This is a genomic window from Bacillus sp. Bwzl_19 (assembly GCF_054900515.1).
On record NZ_CM142729.1, the window covers coordinates 2,454,125 to 2,476,319 of the forward strand.

At 48.7% G+C, this 22,195-nt stretch carries 17 protein-coding genes and 1 pseudogene; 6 read left to right on the forward strand and 12 right to left on the reverse strand.

What is annotated here, in order from left to right; translation table 11 throughout:
• Positions 1–6 precede the first annotated feature (6 nt).
• Together ACW5MY_RS13045 and ACW5MY_RS13050 are read right to left on the reverse strand one after the other, a co-directional pair.
• Positions 7–591, reverse strand: coding sequence for a TetR/AcrR family transcriptional regulator (locus tag ACW5MY_RS13045; protein ID WP_014470798.1), 585 nt, complete (start codon positions 589–591; stop codon positions 7–9).
• 90 nt (positions 592–681) lie between these two features.
• On the reverse strand, positions 682–2,370 hold the full coding sequence (locus ACW5MY_RS13050; protein ID WP_013353109.1) for an AMP-binding protein: 1,689 nt from the start codon (positions 2,368–2,370) through the stop codon (positions 682–684).
• A gap of 105 nt (positions 2,371–2,475) precedes the next feature.
• Between ACW5MY_RS13050 and ACW5MY_RS13055 the strand changes: the two genes are divergently transcribed.
• Complete coding sequence (locus ACW5MY_RS13055; RefSeq protein ID WP_041481662.1) at positions 2,476–3,153, forward strand: DUF2711 family protein; 678 nt, start codon at positions 2,476–2,478, stop codon at positions 3,151–3,153.
• A gap of 138 nt (positions 3,154–3,291) precedes the next feature.
• On the opposite strand, the gene ACW5MY_RS13060 is transcribed toward ACW5MY_RS13055, so the two are convergent.
• From ACW5MY_RS13060 to zapA, 5 genes are all read right to left on the reverse strand, one after another.
• Positions 3,292–3,696: a DUF350 domain-containing protein gene (locus tag ACW5MY_RS13060; protein ID WP_003152541.1), complete on the reverse strand. Its 405-nt coding sequence runs from the start codon at positions 3,694–3,696 to the stop codon at positions 3,292–3,294.
• 16 nt (positions 3,697–3,712) lie between these two features.
• Complete coding sequence (locus ACW5MY_RS13065; RefSeq protein ID WP_061573714.1) at positions 3,713–6,070, reverse strand: endonuclease MutS2; 2,358 nt, start codon at positions 6,068–6,070, stop codon at positions 3,713–3,715.
• Positions 6,071–6,090: 20 nt separating this feature from the next.
• The gene (gene polX / locus ACW5MY_RS13070; protein ID WP_038463272.1) at positions 6,091–7,803 is read right to left on the reverse strand and encodes a DNA polymerase/3'-5' exonuclease PolX; all 1,713 of its coding nucleotides are present in this window, start codon (positions 7,801–7,803) and stop codon (positions 6,091–6,093) included.
• A gap of 105 nt (positions 7,804–7,908) precedes the next feature.
• The gene (locus tag ACW5MY_RS13075; RefSeq protein ID WP_013353113.1) at positions 7,909–8,442 is read right to left on the reverse strand and encodes a CvpA family protein; all 534 of its coding nucleotides are present in this window, start codon (positions 8,440–8,442) and stop codon (positions 7,909–7,911) included.
• 7 nt (positions 8,443–8,449) lie between these two features.
• The gene (zapA, locus tag ACW5MY_RS13080; protein ID WP_003152533.1) at positions 8,450–8,707 is read right to left on the reverse strand and encodes a cell division protein ZapA; all 258 of its coding nucleotides are present in this window, start codon (positions 8,705–8,707) and stop codon (positions 8,450–8,452) included.
• Positions 8,708–8,840: 133 nt separating this feature from the next.
• On the opposite strand from zapA, the gene rnhC reads away from it, so the two are divergent.
• Positions 8,841–9,782, forward strand: coding sequence for a ribonuclease HIII (rnhC, locus tag ACW5MY_RS13085; RefSeq protein WP_013353114.1), 942 nt, complete (start codon positions 8,841–8,843; stop codon positions 9,780–9,782).
• 39 nt (positions 9,783–9,821) lie between these two features.
• On the opposite strand, the gene pheT is transcribed toward rnhC, so the two are convergent.
• From pheT to ACW5MY_RS13100, 3 genes are all read right to left on the reverse strand, one after another.
• Positions 9,822–12,236 (reverse strand): phenylalanine--tRNA ligase subunit beta, encoded by a 2,415-nt coding sequence (pheT, locus tag ACW5MY_RS13090; RefSeq protein WP_289393806.1) that lies wholly within the window; start codon positions 12,234–12,236, stop codon positions 9,822–9,824.
• Positions 12,237–12,249: 13 nt separating this feature from the next.
• Positions 12,250–13,284, reverse strand: coding sequence for a phenylalanine--tRNA ligase subunit alpha (pheS, locus tag ACW5MY_RS13095; protein WP_014470804.1), 1,035 nt, complete (start codon positions 13,282–13,284; stop codon positions 12,250–12,252).
• Between the two features lie 360 nt (positions 13,285–13,644).
• Complete coding sequence (locus tag ACW5MY_RS13100) at positions 13,645–14,391, reverse strand: TrmH family RNA methyltransferase (RefSeq protein WP_289393807.1); 747 nt, start codon at positions 14,389–14,391, stop codon at positions 13,645–13,647.
• Between the two features lie 120 nt (positions 14,392–14,511).
• Between ACW5MY_RS13100 and sspI the strand changes: the two genes are divergently transcribed.
• From sspI to ACW5MY_RS13120, 4 genes are all read left to right on the forward strand, one after another.
• Positions 14,512–14,727: a small acid-soluble spore protein SspI gene (sspI, locus tag ACW5MY_RS13105; RefSeq protein WP_013353118.1), complete on the forward strand. Its 216-nt coding sequence runs from the start codon at positions 14,512–14,514 to the stop codon at positions 14,725–14,727.
• A gap of 60 nt (positions 14,728–14,787) precedes the next feature.
• Positions 14,788–15,873 carry a CdaR family transcriptional regulator gene (locus ACW5MY_RS13110; RefSeq protein ID WP_013353119.1) on the forward strand — a complete coding sequence of 362 codons (1,086 nt, stop codon included), beginning with the start codon at positions 14,788–14,790 and terminating at the stop codon, positions 15,871–15,873.
• A 99-nt stretch (positions 15,874–15,972) separates the two neighbouring features.
• The gene (glcD, locus tag ACW5MY_RS13115; protein WP_013353120.1) at positions 15,973–17,385 is read left to right on the forward strand and encodes a glycolate oxidase subunit GlcD; all 1,413 of its coding nucleotides are present in this window, start codon (positions 15,973–15,975) and stop codon (positions 17,383–17,385) included.
• The gene (locus ACW5MY_RS13120; protein WP_289393809.1) at positions 17,382–18,710 is read left to right on the forward strand and encodes a (Fe-S)-binding protein; all 1,329 of its coding nucleotides are present in this window, start codon (positions 17,382–17,384) and stop codon (positions 18,708–18,710) included. The genes glcD and ACW5MY_RS13120 overlap by 4 nt, the downstream gene beginning before the upstream one ends.
• A gap of 68 nt (positions 18,711–18,778) precedes the next feature.
• Here ACW5MY_RS13120 and cstA read toward each other — a convergent pair whose 3' ends face one another.
• Positions 18,779–20,575: a carbon starvation protein CstA gene (cstA, locus tag ACW5MY_RS13125; RefSeq protein WP_013353122.1), complete on the reverse strand. Its 1,797-nt coding sequence runs from the start codon at positions 20,573–20,575 to the stop codon at positions 18,779–18,781.
• 110 nt (positions 20,576–20,685) lie between these two features.
• Positions 20,686–22,185, reverse strand: a pseudogene (gene arfA, locus ACW5MY_RS13130) (arabinosylfuranosidase ArfA).
• Positions 22,186–22,195 lie beyond the last annotated feature (10 nt).

Below are 22,195 nucleotides of genomic sequence, written 5' to 3' on the forward strand. Positions count from 1 at the left end.
CCCCCTTTAGTTTTGATGAATCCCTGACACCAACAGTTCCAATACCTTGTCTGACAAATCCGGAAGATCATATTTCTGATCGTTCATCACCCACGTTGTCACTGTTTCATCTATCGTCCCGAATATCATCTGCCGGGCGAGGCGGACGTCGAGATTGTCTTTCCATTCGCCCGACTCAATTCCTTCGGTCAAAATGGTGTCGAGCATGTTTAAATAACCTTTTAAAATGTCATTGATTTTCAGGCGCAGCTTGATATTCGACTGTCTGAGCTCAAGCTGGGTCACAATCGCGAGGTGGCGGTCATTGCCGAGCAGTGTGAAATGCTGCTTAATGACGAGAGCGAGTTTTTCTTTTGCCGTCGTTTTTTCTTTCACTTCTTCTTCCATGCGTTCAATGAACTGGCCCATCTTTTCTTTAAAAAGAGAAATGAGTATATCCTCTTTGTTTTTGAAATATAAATAGATGGTGCCGTCCGCAACGCCGGCCTGCTTGGCGATTTTGGATACCTGTGATTGGTGATAGCCGTTTTCCGCTATGACTTCTACTGCTGCATCAATGATCTGCATATACTTTGGCCGTTTTTGGTTCAATGTCATCGTTCCTTCCTTCAATAAAAATGAATGACTATTCATTCATAACTTCATGATAAAAAGGAATCCGGGTTTTGTCAAGTTTTTCTTTTAAGGCACTTTGTTTTCACGGGAAGCATCTGTCTCTTCGACTAAGCGTCTTCTCAATATTTTTCCTACGGCCGTTTTCGGAAGCTCTTTTCTGAATTCGTAAAGCTTCGGGACTTTGTACGGCGCAAGCCGCTCTCTTGCAAATGCGTCAAGCTCATCGGCATCTGTCTCGGCCCCTTTTTTCAAGACGATAAATGCTTTCACCGTTTCCCCTCTGTAGGAGTCCGGCACGCCCGCTACGACGATTTCCTGAACGGCTTCGTGCTCATACAGCGCCTCTTCCACCTCTCGCGGGTAAATGTTGTATCCGCCGGCAATGATGATGTCTTTTTTCCTGTCGGCGATGTAGAAAAACCCTTCCTCATCCATGTAACCCATATCACCGGTAAACAGCCAGCCGTCTCTGATGACACGCGCCGTCTCCTCTTGTTTGTTCCAATAGCCTTTCATAACCTGCGGGCCTTTTACGATCAGCTCGCCGTGTTCATACGGCTCCGCAAGCCCGTCTTTTTCTTCTGAATATATTCCGGCATCGGTATTGGGCCAAGGACAGCCGATGCTGCCGGGTTTATTTTTTCCCCAAATGAAGTTTGAATGAGTAACCGGTGATGCCTCAGATAACCCGTAGCCTTCCACAAGCTTTCCCCCGGTCACTTTTTCAAATTTCTGTTTGACTTCGACCGGCAGAGCAGCAGAACCGCTCGGACAGCTTTTGATGGACGAGAGATCATATTTGTTCAGTTCAGGATGATGCAAAATGCCGATGTAAATCGTCGGTGCCCCCGGAAAAACCGTCGGCTTCAGCCTGTCGATTGTTTTTAGGGTGTCCAAGGGATTAAATTTAGGAAGAAGGATCATTTCACACCCCTGCATGATGGAAAAATTGAGCACGGCGGTTAATCCGTACACATGAAAAAAAGGTACGATGCCGAGCACCTTTTCGGCTCCCTTTTTCATTTTGTACATCCAGGCGGCGCACATTTCTGTATTGGCCTGAATGTTCCGGTGCGTGAGCATGACGCCTTTCGGATAGCCGGTTGTTCCGCCCGTGTATTGAAGCACGGCAATGTCATGCGCAGGGTCAATATCCGATAGCTCCGCTTCCTCGGCTTTTTCTTCTTTTAAGATGTCCGCTAAGCTGTGAATCTGTTCGTGGCCGTCATAATCAATATGCACCTGTTGTTTTTGGGTGAGCGTATAAAGCATATTTTTCGGAAACGGCAAAAAGTCTTTGATACTGGTTGTAATAATGCGCTCGACGATTGACAACGTTTTCATTTTTATCACCTTCGGAAACAGCATATCGAGGGTGATGATCACACGCGGCGCACTGTCTTTCAGCTGATACTCAAGCTCGTGTTCCGTGTAGAGAGGATTGGTTTGAACAACAATGCCGCCGGCAAACAATACACCGTAAAAAGCGATGACCGACTGCGGACAATTGGGCAGCATAATGGCCGCTCTGTCACCTTTTTTCAGACCTGTTTTGCGTAAAAAAGCGGCAAGCTTTAATGAATCTGTGAGAACGTCTTGGAATGTGAGTTTTTTTCCGAGAAAATAAATGGCGGTATGGTTTGGGAATTGAGCTGCGGAGTTTGTCAGATTGGATGGCAGGGTTTGATCGGTAAATTCAAGCTCATGCGGAATCTCTTCGGGATATTGAGAAAGCCATGGCTTTTCAGACTGCATAAAACCTCTCCCTTCTGTTTTTCCTATACGCTATTATTATAGCAGAAGGCTGATTGGAATTGGAAAGCGTTTCATGTGAATTTTGACGTTCAGGAGGTGTTGTCTTTGCTGGAAACGATGCATTTTGAAGAGGGAGTTCCTATTCTGCGCCAGCTGCCGAAGCCGTTTACTTCAGCCGCCTTTTTGTTTCATCCCTTTGTCCGAATGCCGGATGGGTGGGAAGAGCAAAAGCGCAAGCGGCCTTTTGAACATATTTATCCGAGCGATGAGGAGATCATCACAATGGGCAGACCCGTTTCCTGGAATACCGTCATGACCATTTGCGGACTGCGCTCTGAAAAAGAGACCGCGCTTGCGCTTATGACCGCTGTCATGGCGCTGCGGGATGAATATGCACAGCCTGAATCCGCCGAGCTGCTTAATCGGCTTTATCCTGCGGATCTGTACTTGCCGAGCGATGATGTCACTTCGCCATTTTTGATTCCGGGGCTCTTAGACGTGTTCCGTTCAAAAGGCATTGAGCGCTGCATTTATTATGAGCCGGTCGAAGAGAAAGGTATATTTTCGCTCAATCAAACGGCGCCTTTGGATGTATGCGGACTGCTGCAGGCCGACATGATCATTGCCGATGAAAAGCGCCGCGCCGCTTTTTTGAGTATGTATGATTCTTTCACGACACTCTTTCTCATGGAAGATCAAGACATGCCGTCTGTAGTCCGCGCCATGAATTGGGAAGCCGTCATTTGCTCTGATACGACCTGCATAAACTGGTTTTCTCAATAAAAAAGGCCGCCGGGTTTAGTTCGGCAGCCTTTTTTCAGTATTAAGATGTCATGACCAGATAAATAAGTCCGATGAACAGAAAAATTCCCGCTGCCGACAGCAGCACTTTCGCAAGCTTCTCCATTTTTCCCCGTCCCCTTAAATCCCGGCGGCCACCACAAATGACAGGCCGACTGAGATGACAAATGAAATAAAGCCGACAGCTCTGTTATCTTTTTCAATTTCTTTATCAATTTTAAACCGGGGCGTCAGAAATTCAAAGATAAAATAGCTGATTAAAAGCATAATAAATCCGTATACGCCCCAGCCGATCATTTGCAGCAGCGAATTATGCTGGGCGATGCTGTGCTGAAAGACATTTGCGATCCCGAGAATTTTCCCTCCGGTCGCCATTGCAACCGCAAGATTGCCTTTTTGAATTTCCACCCAGTTTTTATAGGATGTTACCAATTCAAACACGGTCAGAAAAATGACAAGACACAAAACGGCTACACTGTAATAAGCCGCGATTTCAACAAGCTCATTTTCCCAAAAAGCATTCATGACGTTTACTCCCTTTTTATTTTAGTTCGACAATCGTTACGCCTGATCCTCCTTCTCCCGCTTCCCCGAACCGCGAGCTTTTTACGCTGCGGTGGTTTTTCAGAAGATCCTGCACCCCTTTTCGGAGGGCGCCCGTGCCTTTTCCGTGAATGATGGACACTCTCGGATAGCCGGCAAGCACCGCGTCATCTAAATACTTTTCGACGCGGCTGAGGGCATTTTCGTAACGCTCTCCCCGCAGGTCAAGTTCAAGGGACACGTGATAATCCTTCCCTTTTACGGCGGTGATGGCTTTTTCTTTTTTCGGTTCAGGAGCGGACTTGAGAAACTCAAGATCTTTTTCCTTCACCTTCATTTTAAGGATGCCGATTTGGACATTCCATTCTTTCTCGCCGGTTTTTTCAAGCAGCGCCCCTTTTTGTCCGAATGTGAGCACCTTTACTTCGTCACCCGGCTTCAGCTCGCGTTTTTTCTCTGTTTTTCTTTCCGGCTGCTTTGATTTTTCAAAAGCCGGCATCGCGTCTCCGAGACGTTTTTTGGCATCAATCAGCTCGTGTTCCTTAAAGGATCTGTGTTCTTGCTTGATAGACCGGAGCTCGCGAATGATCTGTTCCGCTTCTTTTGCGGCGTCTTCCAGTTTTTCCGCTGCTTTTTGTTCGGCTTCTTCCATCAGTTTGTCTTTCTGAGCATTCAGCTCAATGATTTGCTGCTGCAGCTCTTTATGCAGTTTTTCTGCTTCTTTTCGGATTGATTCGGTTTCAGAAAGCTCTTCATCCGCTCTTTTTTTACTTTTTTCAAGTGACGCGATCATCAGATCGACTTCATTGTGTTCGGCGGTCATTTCTGACTTCGCCTGGCCGATGATATGCTCCGGCAGGCCGAGGCGTCTTGAGATTTCAAAAGCGTTGCTTCGGCCCGGCACTCCGATCAGGAGCTTGTAGGTCGGCGAAAGCGTTTCAATATCAAATTCAACGCTTGCATTCATGACGCCTTGTCTGTTATAACCGTATGCTTTCAGCTCCGGATAATGGGTTGTCGCAAGCACTCTGGCGTTTGTGCGGTGGACTTCGTCAAGAATGCTCATGGCAAGCGCCGCCCCTTCCTGCGGGTCTGTTCCGGCACCGAGTTCATCAAACAGCACAAGACTGTTTTCGGACACGTCTTTTAAAATACTGACGATATTGACCATGTGGGATGAGAACGTACTCAGGCTTTGTTCGATCGACTGTTCATCACCGATATCGGCAAAAACATGATCAAATACGGCGGCTTCCGATCCTTCATCAGCCGGTATGTGCAGTCCTGCCTGCGCCATTATCGTCAGCAGCCCGAGCGTTTTTAACGTAACGGTTTTACCGCCCGTATTCGGACCCGTGATAACGATCGTCGTATAATCTCCGCCCAGTTCAATGTCGTTGGCCACGACTTGATCTTGAGGCAGCAGCGGATGGCGCGCTTTTTTCAGACGGATAAAGCCGTCTCCGTTCATAAACGGTTTTGTCGCCTTCATCGCTTTTGCGTATCTCGCTTTTGCGAAAATGAAATCCAGCGTCTGCAGCACTTCCACATTTTGAACAATCTCTTGTGTGTGTTCAGCCGTATGCTCCGTCAGCATCCGGAGAATCCGTTCGATTTCCTGTTTTTCTTTCACCTTCGCCTGCTGAAGCGAGTTGTTCATATCGACGATCGCCTGCGGTTCAATAAACAGCGTCGCACCTGATGAAGAAGTATCATGCACGATCCCGCCGTAGCTTGATCTGTATTCCTGTTTGACCGGAATGACAAAGCGGTCATTCCGAATCGTAACGATCGTGTCAGACAGCATTTTTGAAGCGGAAGATGAACGCAGCATCGATTCAAGCCGGTCTCTCACTCTTGATTCAAGCGTTCTGAGCTGCGTGCGGATTCCTCTTAAAGCGGGAGATGCATGATCAAGCACTTCGCCGTGATCATCAATGCAGGAATTAATCTCCCTTTCCAAATCGCCCAATGTAATCAGCTCTTCTGCATGGGCCTGGATCAGCGGAATGCTGACGCCGTCTTCTGTCATTTGACTGATAAAGTGCTTCATTTGCTTAACGGCATACAGCAGCCCGGACAATTCGGTGAATTCCGCCGGGGTCAGCACGCTGCCGATTTCCGCCCGACGCAAAGCCGATCTTATATCGGTCAGACCGCCGAACGGAGCATGGCCTCTTAAGCGCATGATCGCGGATGCTTCTTCGACTTCATCCAGCTGTTTTTGGATGTCGGCGAGATCAGTCAAAGGCTTCAGCTGCAGAAGCTTTTCCCGGCCGAGCGATGAGGCGGCATGTGCGGTAATCTGTTCTTTTACTTTATGAAATTCAAGTGATGATAACACTTTTTGCTGCACGGTTTTGTGGTCCTCCTTACTTAATCATTGCGCGTCAGAAATGCTTTGACCTCATGTAGCGGCCGGGCGTTTAAAACATTCTTTGTTTCTGTCCAGCCTTTGCGCGCAGCGGTCACGCCCGTTTTCATGTCATCGAGCATCTCTATATTATGGGCATCCGTATTAATGACCAAAGTCACGCCTTTTTCGTTTGCTTTGATCAGATGCTCAGTCCGTAAATCGAGGCGCGCGGGGTTTGCATTCAGTTCAAGCGCCGTATTTGTTTTGGCGGCGAGTTCAATCAGCATGTCGATGTCGACTTCATAGCCGGCCCGTCTTCCGATCAGCCGTCCCGTCGGGTGGGCGATAATATCCACGTGCTTATTCGTCAGCGCCTGTTCAAGCCGTTTCATAATGACATGTTCCGGCTGGCTGAAGCTTGAATGAATAGACGCGATGACAAGATCCATTTCAGACAGGACACTGTCATCATAATCAAGTGAGCCGTCGGGGAGAATGTCCATTTCCACGCCTTTAAAGATATGGAAGTTTTCAAACTCGGCGTTCAACGCGTCAATTTCTTCCGCTTGTTTTCTGAGCCGTTCGGCCGTTAACCCATTGGCCACCTTTAAATATTGGGAATGATCGGTGATCGCCATGTACTGATAACCTTTTGCCATACACGCTTCTGCCATTTCCCTGATAGAAAAAGCGCCGTCACTCCAAGCTGAGTGCATATGGAGATCGCCTTTTATCTCTTTTTGCTCCACAAGGTCCGTTTCTTCCCGATACGTGTCGACCTCCTGCCCGCTTTCTCTGAGCTCCGGAGGAATAAACGGCAGACCGAAGTGGGCGTAAAAGGCTTCTTCGCTCGGGAAAGTTTTGACTTCTCCCGTTTCTATCGTTTCAACCCCGTATTCGCTGATCCGTTCACCGCGCTCTTTTGCCAGCTGGCGCATTCTAATGTTGTGATCTTTGGAGCCCGTAAAATGATGCAGTGTGGTCGCAAACTGCTCCTCTGTCACAAGCCGGAAATCCACACTCGTCTCATATTCAAAGGTCAGGATGACTGATACCTTTGTATCCCCGCTCGCTATCACGTCTTTTACGTTCGGCAGGGACAGAAGCTGGTCTCTGACAGCCGCCGGGTGATCTGTGGCGATAATGTAATCCAGATCTTTTACGGTTTCCCGCGCTCTTCTGAGACTGCCGGCACGGGAATATTTCTGAATATCCGTCAGCCCGGCCAAATGTTCTTCAATCACTGAAGCAATGCTGAGCGCATAGCCGATCGGAAAACGTTCAGGCTGTTTTCCGGCTTCTCCGAGAGCCTGGAGGATTTTCTCCTCTGTTTTTTTGCCGAAACCGGCGAGGCCCTGTACTTTTTGCTGCTCGCATGCTTCTTTCAGCGATTCCGCGTCATGAACGCCCAGCTCTTGATACAGCTTGGCGATTTTCTTGCCGCCGAGGCCCGGAAGCTTCAACAAAGGAACCAAGCCTTCAGGGACTTCTTTCTGCAATTGGAGAAGCGTGCCGGACACGCCTTCCTGCATATATTCACGAATGACGCTATAAGTGCCTTTTCCGATGCCGGATAAAGACATCATGTCGTCGATTTCCGACAGGCTGCGGTCATCCTGCTCAAGCGCCGCTGCCGCTTTTCGGAAGGCTGATATTTTAAACGGGTTGTCCCCTTTCAGTTCCATATAGACCGCAATCGTTTCAAGCAGCCTGATAATATCTTTTTTATGCATACTGTTAACCCCCAGTCGTTTCCTGCTTTTCATCATACAAATTTTTCTCCTCCTGCACAACTGACGCAGAGCTTGAAAAAAACTTCTCCGGTCAAGAGAAGTTTTTTATGCCCCGTACTGGGCCCACAGTTCTTGCAGAAGCCCTGACAGATACGGCGTATGATGTGTGATGATATCCGCAAGCGTTGATTGTGCGAGCATATCTTGAAGCGCGCTTACAGGCAGTACGGATGCGACGTATAACAGGATAAACGCAAATAGATAGACTTCCAGAAACCCGAGCACCCCGCCAAGCAGTTTGTTGATCTGTTTAATGACCGGAATGCTGGCGATGATATTAAGGGCCGCTCCGATAATCCGGAGCAGAATCTTTGCGATGATAAACAAAATGACAAACGCGATCGCATTGTAATAAGCCGTCTCTACGTTTCCATTAATAAAAGAAAGAGCCGCCTGGCCGCCGGAAAAATCAGGCGCAGGTATAAAGCTCAAATGCGGCGCAAGGTTTTTGTAAAAAAGCGCCGCAAACGCAATCGAAAGGATAAAACTCGTTAAATATATAAATTGGAGGATAAATCCTCTCTTCAATCCAAGCAATGTGCCCATCAAGAGCAAAACTAAGATGATGATATCTATCATATGGTGTTCATTCCTTTTCTTTAAGCTGCCGCTCCAGTATTTCATATTTTTCTTGCAGTTTCATATAATCATGCACGACATTGACCGCAGTCAAAACAGCGAGCTTATTTATATCAAGATATGGATTTTTCTCGTTGATTTCTCTCATTTTATCATCAACCATTCCGGCCACATGACGCATGTGCGCTTTGCTTTCTTCCCCGATAATGGTGAAGTGCTGGCCGTAAATGTTAACTGTCGTTTTGGTTTTTTTGCCGTCAGACAACGTTTCTCCTCCATTCCGCGAGAATCCTAGTTCCTATCATACCACGATTATCGTTTGAATGGAAAGACGAGCCTCGGGCTGTTATGATACACTGGTATATACAGTGAAAAGTGCCAAAAAAGGAGATTATATCGTGTCCCATTCTGTTATAAAAGTATCCGCTTCCGCTATAGAACAAATGAAACATTCCTATGCCGGCTCCCTTACTTCCGCCGTTCCGCAGGGCGCCGTCTTCCAGGCTAAGCCTCCGGGCTGTACCATTACAGCCTACCGTTCGGGCAAGGTTCTCTTTCAAGGAAGAAACGCCGGCACAGAAGCGGCCCGCTGGGGAACGGCTGAGGCGCCGAAGGCAAAGAAAACCGTCAAAAAAGCGGCCGATCCGATCTACGCTCCCCCGGCGGGCATTGCGTCCATGTCGGTGATCGGCTCAGATGAGGTCGGAACAGGCGATTATTTCGGGCCGATAACGGTTGCCTGCGCCTACGCCGACAAAACAAAGCTTTCTTTAATGAAAGAACTGGGCGTCAAGGATTCGAAGGATTTAAAAGATCCGCAGATTATTGAAATCGCCAAACTGTTAATTAAAACCATTCCCTACAGCCTGCTTGTGTTAAAAAACGAAAAATACAATCAGATGCAGGAAAAAGGCATGAGTCAAGGAAAAATGAAGGCGCTCCTTCATAATCAGGCGATTTCCAACCTGCTGAAAAAAATGAACGGCGTCAAACCGGAAGCGATTCTGATTGACCAATTCGCAGAGCCTGGCATTTATTTTAAGCATCTTTCCGGGCGGGATATCGTAAAAGAAAAAACGTTTTTCAGCACGAAGGCGGAAAGCATACACCTTTCCGTCGCCGCAGCCTCTATCATCGCGCGATATTCTTTCTTACTTGAAATGGATAAGCTTTCCCGTGAAGCCGGGATGACGATCCCCAAAGGCGCGGGGCCGCACGTCGATGAAGCTGCCGCCAAGCTGATCATCAATAAGGGAGAAGATGCGCTCAGAACATTCACCAAACTTCATTTTGCCAATACGCAAAAGGCGAAGCGTCTTGTCGAACGGAAGCGGTCATAATAAAAAAAAGCTTGCAGAGTGATCTGCAAGCTTTTTTCTTTAGCCTCTTAATACGGCCTGATACGTTTCTTCCAACGCCTTCAGCACGTTTTCATGGACTTTTGTCACTTCTTCTTCTGTCAATGTTTGTTCAGGATTAACATATTGAAGCGAGAAGGCGACGGATTTTTTGCCCTCTTCCATATGCTCGCCTTCGTACACATCGAAGACGGTGACTTCTTTCAACAGCGCGCCGCCGGCATCTTTGATAACGGCTTCGAGCTGTCCGCTTGTAACGGTTTTATCTGCAACAAGCGCGATGTCACGCGTGACGGACGGGTATTTCGGAATCGCCGTGTACACGAGAGGTTCTGTTTCTTCGGTCAGAAGCGCGTGCAGATCAAGCTCGAACACATACGTTTCTTTGATATCCAGCTCTTTTTCCATTGCCGGGTGCACCTGTCCGATAAATCCGGCAAGTGAGCCGTTCAAAAGAATGTTTGCGGTCCGGCCGGGATGCATGTTTTTGCGTTCTGACTGGACAAATTCAATCCGGTCTGACACATTCAATTGATGCAGCAGGCCTTCAACGATACCTTTGACAACGAAGAAATCAACCGGCTTTTTCTCACCCTGCCATAAGTTTTTGCGCCATAATCCGGTTACAGCTCCGGCAACCCGTTCTTTTTCAACAGGTTTTGTATTTTCTTCCTTCGTCAGAAATACAGAACCCGTTTCGTATAAAGCAACGGAATCAGTCTGTCTGGCCAGGTTGTATGAAACAGCTTCAAGCAGATTCGGCACGAGGCTGTGTCTGAGAATGCTTCTTTCTTCGCTCATCGGCAGAGCCAGCATCGTGTTGAATGATTTTTCGATCGCAAAAGCGGCCGCTTTTTTATCATTAGTCAATGAATAAGTGGTCGCTTGAGAAAGACCCGCTCCTTCAAGGAAACGTCTCACTTTCCGGCGTTTTGCCTGATACGGGGTCAAGCCGCCTGTCGTGCCGGCCGTTTCCGGAAGCGTGGACGGAATATTGTCATACCCGTATAATCTTGCCGCTTCTTCAATCAGGTCTTCTTCGATTTTAATATCTCCGCGGCGTGACGGCACCGTTACAACGAGAACGTCTTCAGCTTCACCGACTGCAAAACCGAGCCGCTTGTAAATGCTGATGATTTCTTCCTTAGCGATTGTCATGCCGAGCACGGCGTTCACTTTTTCAACTGACACGTGAATGTTGTTCGCTTCGATTTTCAGATGGTTTTCTTCAACCGTGCCTGACAGCACTTCTCCGCCTGCATACGCCTGAATGAGGCTGCAGGCCCGTTCAGCTGCAAGCAGAACGCGTGCCGGGTCAATGCCTTTTTCATATCTGGCGCTCGCTTCGCTTCTCAGCCCGAGGTCTCTCGACGCTTTGCGGACGGTCTGTCCGTCGAAATAAGCGGCTTCCAGTAAAATCGAGGTGGTGTCTTCACGGACTTCAGACTCGGCTCCGCCCATAACTCCCGCGACTGCTTGCCCCTTTTTTCCGTTTGTGATGACCAAATGGCTGCTTGACAGCTTGCGCTCCTGTTCATCGAGCGTCACGATGGTTTCGTTTTCCGCCGCTTTTCTGACAACGACCTCTTTTGAACCGAACCGGTCGTAATCGAAAGCGTGAAGCGGCTGGCCGTATTCAAGCAGGACGAAGTTTGTAATGTCCACGACGTTATTATGCGGGCGGATGCCTGCATTCATCAGCTTCGTCTGCATCCAAAGCGGTGACGGGCCGATTTTGACGTTTTTAATGATTTTCGCGGCGTAATGCGGGTTGGCCTGCGTATCTTCAATCTTGACGGAAACAGCGTCCGCCGCTTTTTCTGCCGCTGTTTCATATGAAGTCTCCGGAAGCTTTACCTCTGCGCCAAGGATAGCCGCGACTTCATAAGCTACGCCAAGCATGTTCATCGCGTCGGCGCGGTTCGGCGTTAAGCCCAATTCTAAAATCGCATCGTCAAGCTGAAGGGCCGCCATTGCGTCAGCTCCCGTTTCAGCATCATTCGGAAACACGAAAATGCCTTCCGCATATTCTTTCGCCACGAGCTTGCTTTCAATGCCGAGCTCCTGAAGGGAACAGATCATGCCGTGAGATGCCTCGCCGCGAAGCTTGGCTTTTTTAATTTTGAAATTGCCGGGAAGCACGGCTCCGACCGTTGCAACGGCAACCTTCTGTCCTTTATCAACATTCGGGGCGCCGCAGATAATCTGCACGGGTTCCTCCGCACCGATATCGACAAGGCATTTGTTGAGTTTGTCGGCATTCGGGTGCTGTTCACGTTCAAGCACGTGTCCGATGACAACGCCTTTTACGCCTTCCCCTTTATACTCGATACCTTCAACTTCAATACCGGCTCTTGTAATTTTTTCTGCAAGCACGGCCGGGTCGATTCCCTGCAAGTCAACGTAATCTTCTAACCATTTATAAGAAACAAACATGTGTATCCTCCTCTTACGCCTGTTTAAACTGCGAAATGAATCTGACATCATTGGTATAGAAATGGCGGATATCTTCAATGCCGTATTTCAGCATCGCGATACGTTCAACACCCATTCCGAAAGCAAAACCCTGGTACTCTTCAGGATTGAACCCGGCCATTTTCAGCACGTTCGGGTGAACCATGCCGGCGCCGAGAATTTCGATCCAGCCTGTTTTTTTGCAGACGGAGCAGCCTTGTCCGCCGCACTTAAAGCAGGTCACATCCACTTCGACAGAAGGCTCTGTGAATGGGAAGAAGCTCGGACGGAGCCTGATTTCACGGTCTTGGCCGAACATTTTTTTCGCGACCAATTCAAGCGTGCCTTTCAGGTCGCTCATGCTGATTTTGCGGTCCACGACGAGACCCTCGATCTGCATGAACTGATGGGAATGTGTCGCGTCATCGTTGTCACGGCGATACACTTTACCGGGACAAATGATTTTGACGGGGCCTTTTCCTTTATGTTTTTCCATCGTGCGTGTCTGCACCGGTGACGTCTGCGTTCTCATCAGCATTTCTTCTGTAATGTAAAAGCTGTCCTGCATGTCGCGGGCCGGATGTTCCTTCGGCAGATTCAGCGCTTCGAAGTTATAATAATCCGTTTCCACTTCAGGGCCTTCTTCTACGGTATATCCCATACCGATAAATAAATCTTCAATTTCTTCAATAACGACCGTCAGCGGATGGCGTCCGCCGATGTTTACCGGACTGCCAGGCAATGTGACATCAATCGTCTGACTGCTGAGTTTTTTATTCATCTCTTCTTGTTCAAGCTGTTCATTTTTCGCCGTTATGGCTGCTGCAATGCGCTCTCTCACTTCATTGGCGAGGGCTCCCATTTTCGGGCGCTCTTCGGCGGACAGTTTGCCCATGCCGCGGAGAACTTCTGTAATCGGCCCTTTTTTTCCGAGATATTGCACCCGAATATCGTTAACTTCTTTTAATGAACCAGCCGCTTCTACTTTTTCTGCAGCTTCCAGTTCGAGCTGTTTAAGCTTCTCTTCCATCATGCATCCTCCTTTTATGTAAACCAAACCGTTCTATGCCTTTTTCAGAAAACAAAAAAACCCGCCCCTTAGAGAAGGGACGAGTTGTGGCCGCGGTACCACCCTTTTTAAGGCAGACTTCATCTGCCGAAAGCTTCATTGACATAACGGAAACGATCGTTCCGGTTCACCTTTACGCGCGTTTGGCGCGGTCCCGGTGACAACTCGAGAGGTGAAAATCAATTTCTGTGCTGCGATAAAAATGCTTTCAGTCAGCGGCATTTTCTCCCTGGAAGGCAGTGTGTGCAAAAATTGACGTCCTCTGTCACGGTTTTTACATTATTGCTATCTATTATAGTGAAATTCGCGGCTTTGCGCAACCTATCCTCTAAGATGATATACGAGGATTGCGGCCGCTACCGCCACATTCAGCGATTCCGCCTGTCCGTACAACGGAACATACAGGTTGAGATCTGTTTTTTGCAGAAGGCCGGCGTCCACTCCCGCTCCCTCGTTCCCGACGATTAACGCGAACGATTCTTCAGGCTTCACGCTTTGATAAACCGCACCGTTTTCAAGCGCCGTGCCGTAGATCGCGACACCTTGTGATTTCAGCTCATCGGTAAACTCATCAAGCGGACGTTTCAAAATGGGAATATGAAAGTGAGATCCTTGGGCAGAACGCAGCGTTTTTCCGCTGTATGGATCTGCCGTCCCGTCACCAAGGACAACGGCGTCGATACCCGCCGCATCCGCCGTTCTGATCATTGTTCCTAAATTCCCCGGGTCCTGCACGGCATCAATCAGAAGGAGCCGCTTCAGCGGATCAGGCTTCTCTTCCGGCATATGGCAGACTGCGGCGATCCGCTGCGGCGTTTCCGTTTCCGTCACGGCTGAAAACGCGTCTTCGCTCAGCACATAACAAGGAATGCTCATGTCCAGATCGGCTGGGATGGCGCTCTCATCTTTTACGAGAATTTCTTTTACCGTTCCCTTTGATTTGAGCGCTTCTTCTGCCAGATGCTCTCCTTCTATCAGAAATGTATTCGTTTTAAGTCTCTCTTTTTTTGTGTGAAGTTTTTTCCAGTCCTTCACTTTTTGGTTTTTTGCAGAGTCGATTCGTTTCACTTTATTTCTGTGCTCTCCTTTTTTCATGCATGTTGTTATTATATCTCAAGAACAGCACATAATAAACCGCGTGCGCGGTAAGAATATGCGTATCACAATCAGGAAAAAGGAGCGGTTGTAATGGATCTTAATTTACGCAACGCCGTTATTGCCAATGTAACCGGCAATAACCAAGACCAGCTGGAGCACACTATCGTTGACGCCATCCAAAGCGGTGAAGAAAAAATGCTTCCGGGCCTCGGCGTATTATTCGAAGTTCTTTGGCAGCATGCGTCAGAATCAGAAAAAAATGAAATGCTCAAAACACTTGAAGGCGGATTAAAGCCTGCGCAATAAGCATGAACCGGGTGATGGCACACCCGGTTTTTTTGTATAATAACGGCGAGGGGGATCGCCATGCAGTTACAGCCGGAACTGGCAAAGAAATTGATTGCCGAAGTCAAACACATGTACAGCCGCGAAGTGATTATTGCCGATACAAAAGGAATGATCATCGCCGGCACCAACGAAGCGCGCGCCGGATGTTTTCATGAAGGCGCACTGATCTGCGCGCGCGAAAAACGGAATGTCATCATCACGAAAGAAGATGAAAAACGGCTCGAGGGCGTAAAAGCAGGACTGAACCTCCCCGTTTTTTCGGGTCATGAGGTGATCGGAGTATTCGGTCTGACAGGAAACCCTGACGATATCCTGCCTTTCGGAGAATTGCTCAGAAAAATGACAGAGCTGTTTATTAAAGAAACGCGCCACATGGAAGAAGCGCAGTGGCGTGCGAGAATGCTTGAATCTTTTATGGTTGATTGGCTGCAGTTAAAAGAATGGTCCCCGGGCTTTATAGAAAAAGCAAAGCTCCTCGGCGCAGATCTGCATTCACACCGCCGGATCATACTCATTCAAGACCGTTATAAGCAATATAAAGCAGAAGAGCTCAGGCGAATCTGGCAGAACGAATGCCCTGAAGACCTGTTTGTCCGCTGGGGAAATGAACGCATTCTCATTAATCATGAAACAAATTCAAGTTCCAAACAGCAGCTGATCAAAAGAATCGGCGCTGTTTTTGGGCAGCCTGTCACGGCCGGCATCGGTCGGATTGTTCCGGGAGAGCGCCTCACGGAATCATACGGACAGGCGGAGAAAGCTCTTTCGGCAGGCATTGCTGACAAGCAGGCCGTCTTTGAAGAAGATTTAAAACTGGATATGTGTCTTGCCGAAATTGCGCCCGGCACACGGTCGGAATTTTCACGCCGTGTTCTCAAGCATGTGCTCGGCCGTGAAGAACTTCTGGATACGCTGCGCGCCTTTTTCAACCGGCAATTATCGTTAAAGCGCACCGCTAGCGACATGCACATTCATATTAATACATTGCGCTACCGTCTTTCCAAACTGGAATCATTGACAAATATGAAGCTTGACCGCCCTGAAGACATTACGGCTTTTTATTTGGCGCTTCGCTTTTTAGACCAACATACAAAAAACACGTAATCTCATCGTCATTTTTCATATGTTTCTCCATAGTGCGCGGAATCATTTTTCTTTACAATTAAATGAAAACGCTTTTCTAATCAGGGAGGTTGGGAGAATATGATTTCACGAGAGGCAAAGGAACAGTTCATTCTGGCGGTCGGAGAGGAGAATTATGATGATTCGGCGGCGGGGCGTCTTGTGTATTCGTACGATGCGGCCCCTCAGCTGCAGGCCATGCCGGATGCGGTAATAGCCCCCCGCTGCGCGGATGACGTATCACGTATACTAACGATTTGCAGCAGGTATGACATTCCGATCGTGCCGAGGGGTTCAGGCACAAACTTATGCGGCGGCACATGTCCGTCTGAAGGCGGTCTTGTTCTTTTATTCAAACATATGAACCGCATTCTCGAAATTGATGAAGAAAATTTGACGGCAACCGTACAGCCTGGTGTGATTACGCAAGATATGATCCATGCGGTGGAACGAAAAGGTTTATTTTATCCGCCTGATCCGAGCAGCATGAAAATATCGACCATCGGCGGGAATATTAATGAAAATTCCGGCGGGCTGCGCGGACTGAAGTACGGCGTCACCCGGGATTATGTGCTCGGCCTTGAAGCGGTCCTGGCATCAGGCGATATCATCCGCACAGGCGGAAAGCTGACAAAGGATGTTGCAGGTTATGATCTGACAAGGCTTTTTGTCGGATCTGAGGGAACGCTCGGCATTGTGACCGAAGCGACTTTAAAGCTTGTTCCGAAGCCGGAAACGAAAAAAACGCTGCTCGCACTCTATGAACATATTGAAGCGGCTGCGGAATCTGTTTCTGCCATTATTGCTGAAAAAATCATTCCAGCGACACTCGAATTTCTGGATCAGCCGACACTGCAGGTCATTGAAGATTACGTCAAGATCGGGCTTCCGACCGACGCAAAAGCCGTCCTGCTGATCGAACAGGACGGTGACAGCGATACGGTCAGACGCGATATGGAAAAAATCGAAGCCATCTGTAAAAACGGAGCCGCCGCATCGGTCCAAACGGCTGAAACCGAGGAGGAGGCATTCGCCCTTACAGAGGCCAGAAGATCCGCATTATCAGCTCTTGCCAGACTGAAACCGACAACAATTCTGGAAGATGCGACCGTGCCCAGGTCACAAATTGCCAGCATGGTCAGAGCCATTAACGAGATTGCAGAAACATACGGCTTGTCCATCTGTACTTTCGGCCATGCAGGCGACGGCAACCTTCATCCGACGTGCACCACCGATATCAGAAATAAAGAGGAAATGGAACGTGTCGAAAAAGCCTTTGCCGCCATTTTTGAGAAAGCGATTGAGCTGGGCGGAACGATAACGGGTGAACACGGGGTCGGCATCGTGAAAGCGCCGTATTTAGAAATGAAGCTGAAAACAGAAGGCATCACCGCAATGAAAGCCATCAAACAAGCGCTCGATCCCCAAAACCTGCTGAATCCGGGCAAAATATTCGCCAATTCATCAAGGAAACGCGTGGTGGTGATGAAATGACAACAGCTAAAGAACAGAAGCAAATTCAAAAAGAATTCAAAAGCCGGATGGATGAAGGTGAATTGCTGAACTGTATGCGCTGCGGCTTCTGTCTTCCTTCCTGTCCGACCTATATAGAATCGGGATTTCAAGAATCCCATTCGCCGCGCGGCCGGATCGCCCTGATGAAAGCCGTCACAGACGGACTGATCGAGCCGGATGAAAATGTCGAGCGCTCACTTTCGCTGTGTCTCGGATGCCGGGCATGCGAACCCGTTTGTCCCGCAGGGGTTAATTACGGACAGCTGCTTGAAGAAGCAAGGGATATCATTCATCAAAATAAAAAACATAAGCCGGGCGTACGCCTTTTGCGGAAAGCCGCCTTTACCGGGCTTTTCCCTCATCAAAACCGCATGCAGACAGCGGCAAACCTTCTCGGGATATATCAAAGGTCGGGATTGCAGGCCGCCGTCAGAAAAACCGGTATGCTGTGCGTTTTGCCTGAGCATCTGCGCACAATGGAACAAGTGCTTCCGCCCGTCCCGAAACGGAAAGACATGAAGGAACGGCCGCGTTTTCTTCCTGCCGCGGGCTCCGTTAAAAAACGGGTCGCTTTTTTCTCGGGCTGCTTAATGGATACGATGTTTTTAGCGACAAATCATGCGACAACTGCGCTGTTACAGGCGGCCGGATGTGAAATCGCGGTTCCGGAGGGTCAGGCGTGCTGCGGCGCGCTTCACGGGCACAGCGGAGAAAAAGAGACGGGAAAAGAACTCGCCAAGCGGAATATCGCGGCCTTTGAGGCGCTTGACGCTGATTATATCATTACAAACGCCGGCGGATGCGGCGCCTTTCTTCAGGAATATCCGCATTTACTAAAAGATGAACCTGAATGGGCGGAGCGCGCAAAACAATTCGTCCGGAAGCTCAAAGATTTTTCATCCGTACTGGTTGAACTGAAGTTCCATCAAAGGGACCTACGGGCGCGGTCCCCTCATATCGTCACATATCAGGACTCCTGCCATCTCCGCAATGTGATGCATACGTCAGAAGAGCCGCGCACGCTTTTGAAAAGCATTAAAGGGGCTGAGTTCAGAGAAATGGAAAAGGCCGACAGCTGCTGCGGGTCGGCGGGAATTTATAATATAACAGAATCAGAAATGTCTATGAAAATATTAGACAGCAAGATGAAAGCTGCCGGAAAAACGGAAGCGGCCGTCATCGTGACAGCCAACCCCGGATGCCTTCTGCAAATGCAGCTCGGCATCTTGCGTGAAGGCATAACAGACCGTGTCCGCGCGGTACATTTGGCGGATTACCTTCTGGAAGCGGCGGATTTGTCCTAAACCGAAAGCAGAGAGACCGATCGGCTCTCTGCTTTTATGATGCTGCAATGTTCTGATCGGCGGCGGATTTATCCGGGTATTGAAGCCTCCAGTCTGGCACTCGGATCACGCCATACGTTTGCCCATTTCTTCACAGCCGCAATGATAATCACAAGTCCGAGAATGAGCATGATAATGGATAAAACACCATTCAGCACATTGTATCCTGCCGCTTCGGGGTTCAAATACACATACCTCACCATCCAATACCCCGCATAGTTGACGGTGACGTACAAATAAGCGAGGGGAATCAGGCATGTCAGCATATAGCGCCGCTTATCGGCTATTTTCAATACGACGGTCGCACCGATGATTAATCCGACAGAAGCCATAAGCTGATTGGACACGCCGAACAGCGCCCAAATGGAGCTGATGTCGCCGGAATACAGAAGATAGCCCCACAGCAGGCAGGCGAGCGCGCTTGAGAAAATCGAGCCCGGCAGCCAATCTGTTTTTTTCAGCGGCTTATATACCTCTCCGAAAAACTCCTGAATCAAATAGCGGGCGACACGGGTTCCCGCATCAATCGCCGTTAAAATAAACACCGCTTCAAACATAATGACAAATTGAAAGAAATATGAAGCCAAATGACTAAAAAAAGGAATTTCCGTAAAAATATAAGTCATTCCGACGGCAAGTGTAACAGCGCCTCCCGTCCTTCCTTCCAGACTGAGCCCGATTCCTTTGCTCAATTCAGGCAGGTGGATGACATTCATCCCGAGCGTGCGGAATATTTCAGGCGTGCTGTTAATGGCAAAATAGTCGGCAGGCTCGAGAGCGGCAGCAGCAATAAGCGCCATGATTCCGACGAGACATTCAACAAGCATCGCTCCGAAAGCAACAGGCTTTATATCACTCCATTTATCAAGCATTTTCGGGGTTGTGCCGGAACCGACAAATGCATGAAAGCCTGAAATGGCGCCGCAGGCAATCGTTATTGAAATAAACGGCCAGACAGGACCCGCGATCACCGGTCCGCCGCCGTGAATAAACTCTGTCACTGCCGGGAATTGAACGGCTGGATTTACGAAAAAGACACCTGCGATTAATGCGGCAAAAACCCCGATTTTCATAAAACTGCTTAAATAGTCACGCGGGGCAAGCAAAAGCCAAACCGGAAGCGCCGCGGCGAAAAATGCATAGACGGGAAGCGCCACCGCGAGTGTTTTCGCATCCAATGTCAGCATGTCGCCGAGAGCCGTTGTTTGCAGCCACGGCCCGATCACAACACCGGCCATCAGCAAAAGAAAACCGACAGTTGATGCAAGTTTGAGATTGCCCGTTTTTTTATAGTAGACGCCGACCCCCATGGCGATCGGAATCGTAATCCCTACCGCAAACGTTCCCCACGGGTTTTGCTCAAGCGCATGGAGCACAACCATCGACAGCCCCGCCATCGTGATCGTAATGATAAACAGCATGGAAAGACCAGTGCAAAATCCCGCCACCGGACCAAGCTCTTCTTTGGCGACTTCAGAAAGCGTTTTTCCGTTTTTACGCATCGATGCAAACAATACGACAATATCATGCACGGCTCCTCCGATCACCGCCCCGATTAACAGCCATAAAAGCCCGGGCAGATAGCCGAACTGTGCCGCCAGAATCGGTCCGACAAGCGGGCCGGCGGCAGCGATTGCCGCAAAGTGGTGGCCGAATGACACCCATTTATTCGTCGGCACATAATCTTTCCCGTCCTCAAGCACATGGGCCGGAGTCGGTGTCTGATCATTGATTTTTAATACTTTGACCATCATAAAAGTACCGTAAAGCCGATAGGCGATCGCCAAAATACATATAGACGCTATGACGATTGTAATCGCATTCATTTAATCCCAGCCCCTTTTCTCTTTTTCTAAATATTATCACAATTATCAAATAACAGGAGATGATTTTTTGCGTAAAAAAAGCCGGGCTTTGTCGCCGGCTTTTCGGAACATTATTTTCCTGATAAACGGATGACATTCCAGGACAGCGGCGTAAAATGAGCTGTTATTCCTTCTGCGCTTGCGGAAGATGTCCCGTTCGCATGCGGAATGACTTGTTTTCTGTTTTATTGATTGGTCGCTTTCATATCCTGATGCTCGAGCACGATATGCTCAATGATGCGGTAATTTTCAAACCCTCTCAGTTTTATCTCCGTTTCCATCAGTTCCTTGCTTTTGTTGACGGCAAAAATGGTCAGGGTTTCATCCTCTTCATGGTAAACGGCCGCGGCATCAACATACGGCACATCCGTAAAATCCGCGGAGTCGTATTTCGGGGAGGTCACCAGCAGCTTCATTGAAGTCCCTCTTCCATAGACAGAGGCGTGCATGTAAGGGTAAAAGATCGGCTGCCTCCACGCTTCTCCGCCCTTTTCTGTCATGATAGGCGCAATCACGTTGACAAGCTGGGCGAGACAGGCGATCTTTAGTCTGTCCGCATGCTGCAGCATCGTAATCAGCAATGAACCGATCAACAGCGCATCTTCAAAATTGTAGATGTCTTCAAGGATCGGCCGGGCCGTAATCCACGGTTCCACTTTTTTATCCGCTTCATTTGAGTGATACCACACATTCCATTCATCTAATGAAAGCTGAATCGTTTTTTTGCTGCGCTTTTTCGCTTTCATATAATCACATACGGCTGTTACAGATTTGATAAAATGGTCTAAATCCATGGACTTCGCCAAATAATTTTCAAGATCATTTTCATGGTTGCCGTAATACGTATGCAGTGAGATGTAATCCACATGCTCGTACGTATGCTCCAGCACCTCCGCCTCCCACTCGATAAAGGTCGGCATGCCGCTGTTTGAGCTTCCGCAAGCCACCAATTCAATCGTCGGGTCCGTCCATTTCATTACCTTTGCCGTTTCAGCGGCGAGCCGCCCGTATTCGTGCGCCGTTTTATGCCCGATCTGCCAAGGGCCGTCCATCTCATTTCCTAAGCACCATGTTTTTATGCCGTAAGGTTTCTCATACCCGTGCGATTTTCGTAAATCGCTCCAGTATGACCCTTCAGGATGGTTGCAGTATTCGACGAGGTTCCTGGCGGCGTCGATTCCTCTCGTCCCTAGATTGACCGCCATATTCACTTCGGCGTTCACTTTTTTTGCCCACGTTAAAAATTCATTCGTCCCGACTTCGTTCGTTTCTGTCGTCTGCCATGCCAAATCAAGCCTTCGCGGGCGGTCCTTCACAGGTCCGACGCCGTCTTCCCAATTATAGCCTGAGAGAAAATTCCCTCCCGGATAGCGGATGAAGGGCACCTGCAATTCCTTGATCAGCTCCTGTACATCTGTTCTGAAACCGTCCTGGTCGGCTTTCGGGTGTCCGGGCTCATAAATGCCTTCATACACCGCCCGGCCCATATGTTCTATAAATGAACCGTAAATCCGTTTGTCCACTTCACCGATGATATATTCTTTATCTGCCGTAATTCCCGCTTTTTTCATTATGTTTCCT

What these genes read in the sequence shown, in the direction of transcription:
- ACW5MY_RS13075 (WP_013353113.1), bottom strand. Translation starts at nt 8,442, where the DNA reads ATGATAGATATCATCATCTTAGTTTTGCTCTTGATGGGCACATTGCTT.
- cstA (WP_013353122.1), bottom strand. Translation starts at nt 20,575, where the DNA reads ATGAATGCGATTACAATCGTCATAGCGTCTATATGTATTTTGGCGATC.
- ACW5MY_RS13060 (WP_003152541.1), bottom strand. Translation starts at nt 3,696, where the DNA reads ATGAATGCTTTTTGGGAAAATGAGCTTGTTGAAATCGCGGCTTATTAC.
- glcD (WP_013353120.1), top strand. Translation starts at nt 15,973, where the DNA reads ATGATTTCACGAGAGGCAAAGGAACAGTTCATTCTGGCGGTCGGAGAG.
- pheT (WP_289393806.1), bottom strand. Translation starts at nt 12,236, where the DNA reads ATGTTTGTTTCTTATAAATGGTTAGAAGATTACGTTGACTTGCAGGGA.
- polX (WP_038463272.1), bottom strand. Translation starts at nt 7,803, where the DNA reads ATGCATAAAAAAGATATTATCAGGCTGCTTGAAACGATTGCGGTCTAT.
- ACW5MY_RS13110 (WP_013353119.1), top strand. Translation starts at nt 14,788, where the DNA reads ATGCAGTTACAGCCGGAACTGGCAAAGAAATTGATTGCCGAAGTCAAA.
- pheS (WP_014470804.1), bottom strand. Translation starts at nt 13,284, where the DNA reads ATGGAAGAGAAGCTTAAACAGCTCGAACTGGAAGCTGCAGAAAAAGTA.
- sspI (WP_013353118.1), top strand. Translation starts at nt 14,512, where the DNA reads ATGGATCTTAATTTACGCAACGCCGTTATTGCCAATGTAACCGGCAAT.
- ACW5MY_RS13050 (WP_013353109.1), bottom strand. Translation starts at nt 2,370, where the DNA reads ATGCAGTCTGAAAAGCCATGGCTTTCTCAATATCCCGAAGAGATTCCG.
- ACW5MY_RS13120 (WP_289393809.1), top strand. Translation starts at nt 17,382, where the DNA reads ATGACAACAGCTAAAGAACAGAAGCAAATTCAAAAAGAATTCAAAAGC.